At 70.1% G+C, this 12639-nt stretch carries 11 protein-coding genes; 5 read left to right on the top strand and 6 right to left on the bottom strand.

What is annotated here, in order from left to right:
- Position 1: 1 nt before the first annotated feature.
- Together V6V47_RS16475 and V6V47_RS16470 are read right to left on the bottom strand one after the other, a co-directional pair.
- A complete protein-coding gene (locus V6V47_RS16475; RefSeq protein WP_334629102.1) occupies positions 2 to 1309 on the bottom strand; it encodes an MFS transporter in 1308 nt (435 codons plus the stop codon).
- A gap of 94 nt (positions 1310 to 1403) precedes the next feature.
- Positions 1404 to 3578, bottom strand: coding sequence for a HelD family protein (locus V6V47_RS16470; protein ID WP_334629101.1), 2175 nt, complete (start codon positions 3576 to 3578; stop codon positions 1404 to 1406).
- Positions 3579 to 3961: 383 nt separating this feature from the next.
- Between V6V47_RS16470 and V6V47_RS16465 the strand changes: the two genes are divergently transcribed.
- Positions 3962 to 4828, top strand: a complete 867-nt coding sequence (locus V6V47_RS16465) for an alpha/beta fold hydrolase (RefSeq protein WP_334629100.1) — start codon at positions 3962 to 3964, stop codon at positions 4826 to 4828.
- Positions 4829 to 4883: 55 nt separating this feature from the next.
- Here V6V47_RS16465 and V6V47_RS16460 read toward each other — a convergent pair whose 3' ends face one another.
- On the bottom strand, positions 4884 to 5726 hold the full coding sequence (locus V6V47_RS16460) for a helix-turn-helix domain-containing protein (protein ID WP_334629099.1): 843 nt from the start codon (positions 5724 to 5726) through the stop codon (positions 4884 to 4886).
- 134 nt (positions 5727 to 5860) lie between these two features.
- Between V6V47_RS16460 and V6V47_RS16455 the strand changes: the two genes are divergently transcribed.
- Positions 5861 to 6796 (top strand): SDR family NAD(P)-dependent oxidoreductase, encoded by a 936-nt coding sequence (locus tag V6V47_RS16455; protein WP_334629098.1) that lies wholly within the window; start codon positions 5861 to 5863, stop codon positions 6794 to 6796.
- On the top strand, positions 6793 to 7638 hold the full coding sequence (locus V6V47_RS16450; RefSeq protein ID WP_334629097.1) for an NAD(P)-dependent oxidoreductase: 846 nt from the start codon (positions 6793 to 6795) through the stop codon (positions 7636 to 7638). Before V6V47_RS16455 ends, V6V47_RS16450 begins: the two co-directional genes overlap by 4 nt.
- Positions 7639 to 7715: 77 nt before the next feature.
- Here V6V47_RS16450 and V6V47_RS16445 read toward each other — a convergent pair whose 3' ends face one another.
- The gene (locus tag V6V47_RS16445) at positions 7716 to 9500 is read right to left on the bottom strand and encodes a vWA domain-containing protein (RefSeq protein WP_334629096.1); all 1785 of its coding nucleotides are present in this window, start codon (positions 9498 to 9500) and stop codon (positions 7716 to 7718) included.
- 84 nt (positions 9501 to 9584) lie between these two features.
- Entirely contained in the window at positions 9585 to 10877 is a 1293-nt protein-coding gene (locus tag V6V47_RS16440; protein ID WP_334629095.1) for a serine/threonine-protein kinase, read from the bottom strand.
- Positions 10878 to 11088: 211 nt separating this feature from the next.
- Between V6V47_RS16440 and V6V47_RS16435 the strand changes: the two genes are divergently transcribed.
- Positions 11089 to 11493: a hypothetical protein gene (locus tag V6V47_RS16435; protein ID WP_334629094.1), complete on the top strand. Its 405-nt coding sequence runs from the start codon at positions 11089 to 11091 to the stop codon at positions 11491 to 11493.
- Positions 11494 to 11509: 16 nt separating this feature from the next.
- On the opposite strand, the gene V6V47_RS16430 is transcribed toward V6V47_RS16435, so the two are convergent.
- On the bottom strand, positions 11510 to 11725 hold the full coding sequence (locus V6V47_RS16430) for a hypothetical protein (protein ID WP_334629093.1): 216 nt from the start codon (positions 11723 to 11725) through the stop codon (positions 11510 to 11512).
- Between the two features lie 338 nt (positions 11726 to 12063).
- On the opposite strand from V6V47_RS16430, the gene V6V47_RS16425 reads away from it, so the two are divergent.
- Positions 12064 to 12471: a hypothetical protein gene (locus V6V47_RS16425; protein ID WP_334629092.1), complete on the top strand. Its 408-nt coding sequence runs from the start codon at positions 12064 to 12066 to the stop codon at positions 12469 to 12471.
- Positions 12472 to 12639 lie beyond the last annotated feature (168 nt).

Below are 12639 nucleotides of genomic sequence, written 5' to 3'. Positions count from 1 at the left end.
ATCACGGAGAACCTGGGCACGGACACCTCACCGACCCATCCGGAGCTGCGCCGACAGCCGGGGTGTGCGTGACTGCCCGGTGGCCGGGATGCGTGCCAGCCCTGACCTGCCGCGTAGCCGTGGGACTGGTGGGGGTCCGGGAGGCGGTCGACGTTGGCTCCGTGGCGCGGCCCCGCCACGCGTCCACGGCGAGCAGCGTGAGGGCGACCAGCGTCAGCAGCCCGCCGACGAGTGTCAGCGGGCGCGCCCCCGAGGTGGGCAGGAGTGCACCGCCGAGCAGCGATCCGCCGGCAATGCCCGCGTTGAAGGCGGTGCTGACGCCGGCCGACGCCATGTCGGTGCTGCCGGGAGCCAGTTGCAGCATCCGGCTCTGCACGGCGGAGCCGAACGCCGCGTAGGCGAAGCCGATCCCGGCGAGGAGTGCGATCGCGCCGGGGCGGAGAGCGCCGAACGCGTACAGGCCGAACAGCGAGGCCGTGCCGACGCCCAACGGTGTCAGCAGGGAAGCGATCGGCCGAGTGTCCAGGGTCCGGGTCGCGGCGAGGGTGCCGACGACGCCGGCCGCGCCGGAGACGAACAGCAGCGGTGCCAGCACCGCGTCGGCGAAGCCGCTGACGTCGAGTAGGAACGGTGTGAGGTAGGTCTGCAGGGCCATGAAGCCGCCGATGGCGAGGGCGGTCGCGATCAGCAGGCGGGCGAAGCGCGGCCCGTCCGGTGCGGTGCCCCGGGCGGCACCGCCAATGGCCGGAGGATAAGAGGGTAGGAGGACGAGCACGGCGGCGGCGATCGCCAGACCGATCCCGGCCAGCACGGCGAACGCCGCGCGCCAACCGGCTTGCTGCCCGAGCCAGGTGCCGAGGGGTACGCCGAGCACCGGGGCGAGCGTCGCCCCGGTCGCGAACAGCGCCACCACCCGGCCGCGCACCGCGACTGGGAAGTGCCCGGTCGCGGTCGCCGTGGCGATGGACCAGAACAGCGCCTGGGCGAGGGCGGTTACCAGGCGGGAGCCGGCCAGCACGGCGTACGTGGGCGCGAGCGCGGCGGTGGCGTTCGTGGCGGCGAACAGGAGCATCGTGGCGCCGAGCAGTTGGCGGCGGGGGACCCGTTGGGTCAGTCGGGCCAGCGGTACGGACGCCAGCACGACCACGACGGCGTACCCGCTGACCAGCAGACCCACCTGCGAGCGGGACCGGTCGAGATCCGGTGCGATGTGCGTCAGCAGGCCGACGGGCAGTAACTCGGTCGTGATGAACGCGAACGCGGCGAGGGAGAGCGTGACGAGCACGGCCCTGGCCCTTCGCGGCGACACCTCCGGCACCATGGTCCACCCCCTCTGAACGGTCACCGTAATGGAGGCCCTCCGCCAGGAAGAACGGTCTTCCTGCTGTCCCAGGGCGTGGCGATTACTGCGTGAGTATCAGCTGTCCGAGTTCCTGGGTGCATCGGGTGAGCGCGACGTAGAGGCCGTTCCAGCCGCGCGGCTCAATGGCGATGCCTTGAGGGTCGACGAGTAGCGTCGCGTCCCATTCCAATCCCTTGGACTGGGTTGCGCTGAGCACTGGCACATCACTCAGCACGGCTAGGAGTTCGGCGATGCGGTCTGCGGGGGCGATGACGCCGACTGTGCCACCGTGCCAACGTTGCTGCAGCTGTCGCACAGCTTGGGCGGCGGCGTCGGCAAGCTCGGCGGGTGTGATCGTGAGCTCCCAGGGGGCGATGCCGGAGGAGCGCACCGCCAGTGGCGGCGTGTTCTGGCTGCCAGCCTTCTTCAAGACCGGTTCGGTGAGGTCCATGACCTCACGTGGGGTCCGGTAGCAGATGGTCAGGTCCGCGGCGGTCCAGCGGTCTCCGAAAACAGCCTGCACCGCTTGTGCCCAGCTGGTGTGCCGGTGCGCTGCCTCCGCCTGGTCGATGTCGCCGACGGCGGTGATGGATCGACTGGGACAGCGCCGCAGGACCATCTGCCACTGCATCTCGGACAGCTCTTGCGCCTCGTCGATGACGACGTGGCCGTACACCCAGCCGCGCTGTCGGCGAGCGCGGTCGGCGACGAACTCGCCCTGTGGTTGCGGGGCGTCGACGTCGCCGAGCAGGTCGGCGAGGGCGTCGAGCAGGGGGATGTCGCTCGATGCCCATGGGGCGGGCTCGGCCGAGACAGCGGTGATTTCCTCCGGGGATAGTTGCGGGGCGAACCGGGCCAGCAGGGTGCGGTCGGTCAGGAGATCACCCAGCAGGGTCTCGGCGTCGAGGGTGGGCCACCATGCCTCGATGAACCGGGCGATGGTGGCGTTCTCGGCGATGCGGGTACGCAGGTGATCGACCTCTTCCTCGGAGAGCAAGCCGTCGATGTCACTGCCGGTGGACGGTCGGGCGGAGGGGTGGTCATGCCCCATGCTCCTGTCGACGCGGGCGAGGATGTCCTCGAAGCCTTCCTCCATCTCGCTCATCAGCGCCTCGCGCTGCGCGACGACGGCGTCGGCAAGCAGGTGGTGCAGCTGCTCGGCGAACGCCGCACGGGCGCGGTGGTACGGGCGTCCCTGCACGGCCGAGGTGAGCGCCTGCGCCACCGCTGCGGCTGTGACGACGTAGAACTCGCCCTCCCAGCGCAGCTTCAGCTCTCGAGGCCGGGGGAGCAGCGACGCGACGTAGCTTTCGAGCGCGGGCTGCCAGAGGGCACGGCCCTTGATTTCGGCGAGGAGCCGGCTCTCGTCGCGGCCCACACGGATGTCGGCCAGCAGTGTGTCGCAGGTCGCCGAGACGACGGCGGTCTCACCGAGCGCGGGTAGCACCTGGCCGACGTACTGGAGGAACCGCGGCGAGGGGCCGAGGACCAGGACCGCCTGGTCGGCCATCTGTCGGTGGGTGAACAGCAGGTAGGCGACGCGGTGCAGAGCAACCACGGTCTTGCCGGTGCCGGGACCGCCCTGAACGATCAGCGGGCCGGTCGCCTCGGCCCGGATGATGTCGTCCTGTTCGCGTTGCAGCGTGGAGATCGCCGTTGTCATGCGGCCGGTGCGCCGCTGGTCGAGAGCAGCAAGTAGAGCGCCTTCACCGACGAGTCCCGCCGTGATGGTCCCGTCCAGTGGCTCGTCGTCCACGCCGACGACGGCCGATCCCGTCGTGCGTATGTGACGGCGCCGTGCCTGACCTTGTGGGTCGACAGCCGTCGCGGTGTAGAACGGCCGAGCTGCGGGAGCGCGCCAATCCACCAGCAGCGGCTCACTGTCCTCGCCGTCGTTGCGGAGACCGACGCGGCCTACGTGTCGCACGGTGCCATCAAGGCCGTCGAGGCGGCCGAAGACCAGCCCTTCCCGTGCGCGCTGTAGCTCTTCGTACTGCTGGCGGAGCATGCGCTGCCGGGCCCGTTCCAAGGTGTCCAGGGCCTCTGACGAGAGCTCGACCTGTAGGTGGTCGACCAGCCTGTCACGCCGAGCCGTGGCCAAGTCGAGAAACGCCTGTTCCTCGGCGACCGCGGATCGGCGCGCGACGTCCCCTTCGGTGGAGGTCGGCGGTTTGCCGTCCGGTGTCACTTCACTGACGCCAGCAGTGCCGTTGTTGAGAGCAGACTTCCGGCGCATTCGCAAATCCTTGTATCGGAGTCCCCTCGGCCCGGATGAGCCGCAGTCCATTCGGCGGCAAGCATAGAGTTGGTTCCCCTCGTCGGCCAGAAACTCCGCCGGCAGAGATGGGAATCTCAATGCCTTGCAGTCCCGGGTCGCTTGTGGCCTCACCCAATCGTGATTTGCGTATTGACAGTCCGGTCCTTATCTGATCTGCGGATGCGTTCCGGTCAGCCATACGTCGCGCGCGATGCGATCCACCACGACGGCACCATCGGCATACGCCGAATAGCGCGATCGAGGAAATCGGCATCATGAGTGGGGCGTAGGGCCAATAATTTCGGCAGGGGTCGCTCGGTTCAGGGACATCCGGTCCCAGGGCGTGCCTACGAGGGGGACAGATGGTTTCCGTGCACCACCGCACCGCGAAGATCGACGGCATGGAGGTCTTCTACCGGGAGGCCGGCCCGAGAGACGCCCCGGCGGTGGTGCTGCTGCACGGCTTCCCCAGCAGCTCCTTCATGTTCCGTGAGCTGATCCCGCTGCTTGCCGACCGATACCACGTGATCGCCTCCGACCACATCGGTTACGGCTCGTCCGCGGCCCCACCGGTGGACAAGTTCCCGTACACCTTCGACGCCCTGACCGACGTGACCGAGAAACTGCTGAAACACCTGAAGTTCACGAAGTACGCCGTCTACATGCACGATTATGGTGCCCCGATCGCCCTGCGGCTCGCCCTGCGCAGCCCGGAGAGCATCACGGCGATCATCAGCCAGAGCGGCAACGCCTACATGGACGGGTTTGGGGAGAAGTTCTGGGCCCCGTTGTTCGCCTATGCCAAGGACCCGGGGCCGCAGACCGAGCCCGGGGTCAAGCAGGTCCTACAGTCGGATACCACGCGGTGGCAGTTCTACCACGGCGTGGCCGACCCGACCCTGGTGAGCCCGGACGGCTGGCAGCACGCCCAGAACATCATCGACCGACCCGGCAACGACCGCATCCAGATGCACCTGGTCGAGGACTACAAGACGAACCTCCCCTTGTATCCACAGGCACAGCAGTACTTCCGGGATACCAAGGTCCCCGTCCTCGCCGTCTGGGGACGTAACGACGAGATCTTCGTTCCAGCTGGCGCCACCGCGTTCCAGCGCGACCTGCCCGACGCTGAAATCCACCTGCTCGATGCCGGCCACTTCGCCCTCGAGAGCCACTTGGACGTCATCGCCGGCTACGTCCGCGGTTTCTTGGGCCGCACGGTCAGCTGAGCCGCGTTGCGCGGCGTCGGCGTTGCGCGGCGTCGGCGTTGCGCGGCGTACGTGCCTAGCTGGCCGAGGGGACCGGCCGGTCACGTGCGGCGAACCGGGCGAGCGCCCGCAGGGAGCGCGTGGAGGGGCTGCCCGGCTCGGCGTGGTACACGACCAGCGACTGGTTGGTGCCGGCAATCGTCAATTTCTCGTAGCGCAGCTCCAGCTCACCCACCCGCGGATGGTGGAACAGCCGGATCCCACCGCCCGCCCGGGCGGTGACGTCGTGCCGGGCCCAGAGGTGCCGGAACCGCTCGCTGCCGGCGGACAGCTCCTCGACCAGCTCGGTGAGCTGCGGCTCGTCCAGCTCGGCGCCGACGAGAGAGCGCAGGCCGGCCACCGCGTTCGCGGCGACCGCCTCGGAGGCCGGATAGAGCGCCGGCACACTCGGGTCCAGGAAGACCGCTCGGAGCAGGTTCACTCCGACCGTGTAGATCGGTGCCAGCTCGGTCGCCACCGGGTTGGCGTACAGCACATCCAGGAAGCGGCCGTGCACGAACGCGGGTGTGTCGGTCCACGAGCCGACCAGCTGCCGGATGCCCACCGGCACCCGTTCCGGGCGTCGCGCCGGCCGCCGCGCCGGCACCGGCCGGGCCAGCTGGTGCAGGTGCGCCGCGGCCTCCGCGTCCAGCCGCAGCGCCCGGGCCAGCGCGTCGAGCACCTGCGCCGACGGATGCCGGTCGCGGCCCTGCTCCAGCCGTAGGTAGTAGTCGGCGCTGATGCCGGCCAGCAGGGCCAGCTCCTCCCGCCGCAGACCGGGCACACGGCGCCGCCCGTGTGCGGGCAGCCCGACGTCGCCCGGACTGATCAGGTCGCGCCGGGCACGCAGGTATTCGCCGAGGGAACCGGCCTTGCTCACCCGCCCATCGTAGGGGCCCGCACCCGGCCCAGCCTGGTCCTGGCACTACCAGGAAAAGCGGGAACCCGGCTAGCACCGGCTCACTGGGTGACAGTGTCTGTCGTAAGCGTGATCTAGAGGGAGATGGGACAGTCATGACAGAGCGGATCAAGACCCCGTTCGGATTCGCCTCGACCGCCGACGAGGTCATCGCCGGGGTCGACCTGACCGGCCAGCGGGCCATCGTCACCGGCGGCGCCGCCGGCATCGGCGTCGAGACCGCCCGCACCCTGGCCCGCGCCGGCGCCGAGGTGGTGCTCGCGGTACGCCGGGTCAGTGCCGGCGAGCAGGCGGCCGCGGACATCGCGACCAGCATCGGCGCGGACCGGGTCACCGCCCGCGAACTGGACCTGGCCGACCAGGATTCGGTACGCCGGTTCGTCGCCGGCTGGGATCAGCCGTTGCACATGCTGATCAACAACGCCGGGATCATGGCGCTGCCCGAGCTGGAGCGCACCCCCGAGGGCTGGGAGATGCAGTTCGCCACGAACTTCATGGGGCACTTCGCGCTGACCGTCGGGCTGCACGACGCGCTCGCCGCGGCCGGCGGCGCCCGGGTGGTCTCGATCAGCTCCAGCGGCAACCTCTTCTCGCCGGTGGTCTTCGACGACCTGCACTTCGCGTTCCGCCCGTACGACCCGCTGCTGGCGTACGGGCAGTCCAAGAGCGCTGAGGCGCTGCTCGCCGTCGAGGTGACCCGCCGCTGGTCCGGCCAGGGCATCTGGTCCAACGCGCTGAACCCGGGTGCGATCGCGACCGGCCTGCAGAAGCACACCGGTGGTCTGAAGTCCCCGAAGGAGATGCACAAGACCCCGCAGCAGGGCGCGGCCACCTCGGTGCTGCTCGCCGCGTCCCCGCTGCTCGACGGCGTGGGTGGCCGGTACTTCGAGGACTGCACCGAGGCGCCGGTGGTCACCGAACGCCCGGCCAACTACGCCGGCGTCGCGGCGTACGCCGTCGATCCGGGCAACGCCGAGCGGCTCTGGACCGTCGCGTCGGACCTGGTCGCGGCCGGGGCGGGCGCCCGATGACCAAAGTTGGTTTCATCGGGCTCGGCGACCAGGGCGCGCCGATGGCCCGCGCGGTCGGTGACAGCGCAGACGACCTGCACGTCTGGGCCCGTCGTCCGGAATCGCTGCAAGCGATGCAGGGTACGCCGTACACGGTCGCGGCGAGCGTCGCGGAGCTGGCCGGGGCGGTCGACGTCCTGCTGCTGTGCCTGCGCGACGACGACGACATCCTCGACCTGCTGGACCATCGTCAGCTCTTGGACGAGATGCGACCCGGCAGCGTGGTGGTCAACCACGGCACCGGCGACCCCGCCCAGAACGTGGCGTTCGGGGAGCGCTTCGCCGCGCGCGGCGTGGCGTACCTGGATGCCCCAGTCAGCGGGGGCGGGCCCGGCGCCCGCGCTCGGACGCTGACCACGTTCGTGGGCGGCGAACGGGACGCCCACGACCGTTGCCAGCCGATCTTCGACACGTTCTCCCGGCTGGTGGTGCACATGGGTCCGGTCGGCACCGGTCAGCTCACCAAGCTGTTGAACAACTCGATGACCATGAGCAACCTCAAGAACGCCGCCGACATGCTGCGCATCGCCCAGCAACTCGACGTGGACATACCGGCGCTCATCACGGCGCTGTCGGTCAGCAGTGGAGCCAGTTTCATGCTGGGCGCGCTGAACACCGAGATCACCCCGGATCTGGCACCGCACCTGCAGTCGCTGATGCGCAAGGACATCGAGCACTTCGCCGACGCGGTTCGGTCGCGCGGGGTCGACCCGAGCGAGCTGCGCGACCGCGGCCTGGCCGGCGCGGACAGCCTGGTCGAGGCCGTCGGCATCGTCGCTGGGCGGCCGGATCCGACCCGCTGATCCGACCGCAGGGTGCGCCGGCGACCGGCGAGGCTGCGGGCCGGCGACTCCGGCGAGCGCGCGGGCCGGGGAGAGCGTCAGAAGCTGCTGACCAGCTTTACGAACGCCTCGTCGATCTTGGCGGGATCGGTGGCGTCGAAGGCCTTGCCCGACGATGCCTTGGCGATCCGGTCCAGGGTGGCGAAGTCCGACTCCCGGTCGAAGGCGATGCAGAACACCTTCACCGGACGCTGTGGGTCCAGGGCGACCTCGGCGAGCACCCGGGCCAGGTCGTTGTCCTGGCTGTACTCGTTCTTGCCGTCGGTCAGCACGACGATCGCGTTGATCCGCTGCGGGTCGTACCTCTTGAGCAGTTCTCGGTGTGCGGCCCGGACCGTCGCGTAGAGCGCGGTGCCGCCCTCGACAGGCAGGCCGGCGATCTTGCTGTTGATCCGCTTCTGGTCGAACTCGTCGAGAGGGACCTCCTCACGGTAGGGGCTCTTCGGCGGGGTCGCCGAGGAGAATGACCAGAGCCCCACCCGGTCTTCGGTGTTGAGCAGCGCGAGGCCCTTGCCCGCCGCCGCCGCGGCGACCTGGAAACGGGTACGGTTGCCGACCATCGCCTGCATCGACCCCGAGGTGTCCAGGGCGATCAGGATGTTGGCCTTCTTGCGGAGCGTGCGCCAGCCGTCCAGCATCGCGCCGACCACCTGCGGGTCCGGGGGCTCGAAATAGGTCAGCCCGCCGGTGGGCTCGGCGCCGACGCTGGCAAGCAGCTCCGCCGAGGCTCGGCGCTCGTGGTCCCGGAAGCCGAGGCGGGCGAAGCTCTCCTGCTGGGCGTCCTCGGTCAGGAACGTCTGGAAGTCGGCCGCTGCCGCGCGCTGCCGCTCATCGGCGGAGGGCAGCACCACGAACGGGTGGTCCAGGTTGAACGTGCCCTCCTTGGGATGGACGGCGACCAGCGGGACGTTCGGTCGGCGGCCCCGCTCCTGCCCGTCCTGCCGAGGGCTCAGCGCACCCGTGTTGTAGAGGTCCACCAGCTCCTCCTGCAGGACGATGGCACTCATGTCGTCCGTACTGCCCGCCCCGCCGGCCAGGTCCGCCTCGGCGAGGCTGCGCAGCAGGTCCACCGAGTCGTCGCTGTAGTGCGACACGTTGGCCTCGATCCGGCGGACGAACTGGGTGACCGCGGGGTTGGCCAGGTCGGACCGGGTCAGGTCGCTGGACCGTTGCACCGCCGCGTAGTAGGTGGCGATGGTCGCCGCCAGCCCGGAGGTGGACAGGTTCGGGTTGTCCTTGCCGAAGGTGAAGCGGCCCCACTCCGGCTTGCCGAAGCCCGCCCACCCGTCCCGCCCGGAGAGGCCCAGGATCTCCCCCCAGCCCAGCGGCCCACGCTGGCGTACCAGCTCGGCCTTGGGCTGCGGCATGGCGATCACCAGCGGGCTGTTGGCGATCGACGGGTAGCGGTCCGGGGTCTGCGGTGCCCGCCCGGCGGCCTGGTCGAGCAGCCGGAGCTGGCCGGTCCACAGGCTCGACGTCGGCAGCCAGACCTGTGGCTGCGGCAGGCCGGTGTGGGTCCAGCCGGTAGCCAGCGCCTCGGTGGCCTTGCCCGAGTTCAACGCGCTGACGTGCACCTGGGCGCAGCCGCCGCCATCGATCGACCGGTCGCTGCGGTTGTAGCGCTCGGCCAGGTCGACCAGCAGAGCCGCCTTCTCCGTGGAGGAGTTGACCTGGAGGGTGGTGGCGCAGCCGGTGCGGGCCCCCTCGTTGCTTGCTTCGCGCTGCCGGACGAACACGAACGCCCCGGCGATGACCACCAGCCCGGCGGTGACGGCGGCGGTGTACGGCAACCACTGCCGCGTACGCGTAGCGGATGGGGCCATCGGGACGTCCTCCTCGGCGGGCGGCTGGTGGCAGTCAACCTATCTATCCGGCGCCAGCCGGCGACCCAGACCCCACCGCACCGGTCACCCGCGGTCGGAGCGTCCCCCGACCGCCATCGCGACCAGCAGCCGAACCAGGTAGACCACGACGAAGGTGACCGCCCCGGCCGCAGCGGCCGGGCCGACCGCGCTCGACGCGACGTAGCCGGCGGCGGCGCCTGCCGAACCGAGGAAGAGCGCGGTCGAGATGCCCCAGGCGTCAAGGGCCTCACTACGCAGCCGCCGCAACGCGCCGTCACCTCCAGCGCCGACGCCGGGTTCCGTCACCGGCAGGTGTGCCGGCTGCTGCGTCACCGGCAGGTATGCCGGCTGGGTCGTCCGGGCCTGGGTCGGCACCGTCGGCCGGGTCGGAGTCTGCGGCTGCGTCGGGCGCGGCTGCGGTGCCGTCGGCGTGACCGGGGGCAGCGGAGGGCTCGGCGTCGGCGCGCCCGCGGTCTCGTTGCCGACCTCGAGCAGGCTCTCCCGACGTAGCGGATCGGTGACCCTGCCGTCCTGCCGGAGCAGCCGCACCAGCACGCGCTCGGCACCCGGTCGGTCCGCCGGATCCTTGGCCAGGCACTCCCGGATCAGCTCGTCCAGTACGGGAGGCAACGCCGGCAGCTCGGGCGGATCGTGCAGCACCCGGTGCATCACGGCGAAGAGCGAATCATTGCCGAAAGGCGGACGACCACCGGCGGCGAAGGCGATCGTGGCCGCCCAGGCGAAGACGTCGCAGGGCGGACCGACCGCGTCGTTGCGGAACCGCTCGGGCGCCATGTACCCGGTGGTCCCCATGACCCGGCTGGACGCCGTCTCGGTGACGCCCAACGCGCGTGCGATGCCGAAGTCGATCACCCGAGGACCGTCCTCGCCCAGCACCACGTTGTCCGGCTTCAGATCGCAGTGCACCACCCCGGCACTGTGGATCGCGGCGAGCGCGGTGACGGTGCCGACCGCGAGCCGGTGCAGGGCGTTACCGGTCACCGGGCCGCGCTCGCGGACGTGCCGGTGCAGGGTCAAGCCCTCGATGAACTCACTGACCACGTAGGGCCGCTCGCCGTCCACCTCGGCGAAGAGCACCTGCGCGGTGCAGAACGGAGCGACCCGGCGTGCGGCGGCGATCTCCTTCACGAACTGCGACCGCGCCCGCGGATCACTCAGATCGGCGTTGACCATCTTGACCGCGACCCGGTCACCGGCGTCGTCCTCACCGAGATAGACGACCCCCTGCCCACCCGCGCCCAGCCGGCCGACCAGCCGATACGGGCCGGCGGTGACCGGATCGTGCGTCCACAGTTTCGCCAACCCTGGCACCGGCGTGCCGGCCAGTTCTGACATTCCGACTCCATCAGTGTCGTGCCCGGCCACCGGCGGCGCAGGACACGGCCATCGTGCCATGTCCGCCGCCGGTGACCGAGACTGTTCGACCATGGGTTGAGGTGCTTCGAAACAGGCCTCGTACGGCTGGCCCGACCAGTCGTATCGTGGGACGCGACGACGATAATCGGTCTTCGTCGATGAGGCGCCCCCTGCGGTCGAGGAGAGCGTGATGATTGATCTGGCGACGGTCGGTGCGATCGCGGGTGTCCTGCTCGTCGGTGTCGTGATCCTGGTCCGCCGGCCGGCCCACGCCCGGCCGGTCCTGCGGTGGTCGGCTCTGGCGATCACCGTCGCGGTGGCCGCCCTCCTGACTCCCTTCACCGTGGACGATTCCGGGGCTGCGGCCAGCTACCTGCTCGGGGTGCCGGTCGTCGCCGTGATGCTGCCGGTTCTCGCGCAACGGATCGGTCGGTTGACCCGGGTCGCCGACCTGGTGGCCGCGCTGGTCATCGCCGTCTGGGGGCTGCTGCTCGGGCTGGGCATCGGCGGCGCGTTCCTGCCGGCGGCGGTGCTCCTCATCGCCAGCGCCGCGGCCACGGGGGCACCGCGGGCCTCCGCAACCACGCAGCCCTGACAGGTGGGCGGTGCCCTCAGCCGCGCTCCCATTCCGGGTCATACACGGTCAACACCTGGGGGATCGTGTCCGCCAGGTGTCGCGGCCCATCGATCCGCCAGGAGCGGACGCAGCAACCGCAGCCACCTTCCGATATCGAGGTCAGCGCGTGGCCGTGCCGCTCGATCCACGCCTGCGCCTCAGGCACTTCGGTCGGACTGTCGATGCGAGCCATCATGCTGAAACGTGCCACGGGATGACCGTAGCCGGCAGAGCCACGGTGGTGTCGCCGCCCTCCGAGACCAGCTCGACGCAGTCGTGACGGAGAACGCCGCAGTCGTCGTGCGCCGGCGCATCATCGTGCAGGCCCATCGCCGTGTTCGGAACTGTTTCGTACAGCTCAGACCCTTGTTCCGCATCACTAGCCGCTGCGCAGACTGTTCCCTGTCGGCAACCACGGCTGCCCTCCATGCAGCAAACCTGGCGTGCATCGGTTCTAGCGGCCGGGGTTGCACGGGCACCACGAGAGCCCTGGACACACGGATCACCGCCGCAGACAGCGACGCCTCGGGCGTCCGAGAGGAGCAGTCCATGTCTTTGTCACGGAACATCAAGCGGGCCTTGGCGTTGGGGGGAGTGACGCTCAGCCTGGTGGTGGTGGCACCTGCCTCCGCCCAGGCCGCGTCGGCGACCGCGTACACCAGTCCGTCGCGCTACGGCAACGCCAGTTTCAACACCTCAACGGGGGTGCTGACCATACGCGACACCAACGCCGACGGCTACCGGATCGTTGCGACGGTGTGGAACATGACGTACGGGCTCGGTCTGGACATTGCCGACGGCGAGGACGCCAACGGCAGCAACAACACGCCAGGCTATGCCACGGCGTACCGGGGCAGCTACTACTCCGGTAATGAGCTGGTGATCGAGGTGTGCCGACTGGACGTCTCCAACGGCGGAGGCTACCAAAGCTGCGGCTCGACAAGCTTCATCGTCTAGGCCAGCCTGCCGATGCGGCCGGTCAGCCGCCGAAACCGCCGCACCACGTCCCCGTGATGAGGGGCTGACGCCAGCAATGGCGTCGGCCCCTCATCGGCAGGTGAGGGAGGTGGGCCGGGCGGCCACAGCGCCAAGAGCCTGACGCACCGCGTCGACGAGGACCAGGTC

This window comes from Micromonospora sp. CPCC 205539, assembly GCF_036906815.1.
Taxonomy (GTDB): Bacteria; Actinomycetota; Actinomycetes; order Mycobacteriales; family Micromonosporaceae; genus Micromonospora.
This window is presented reverse-complemented; position numbering and strand designations above follow the sequence as displayed.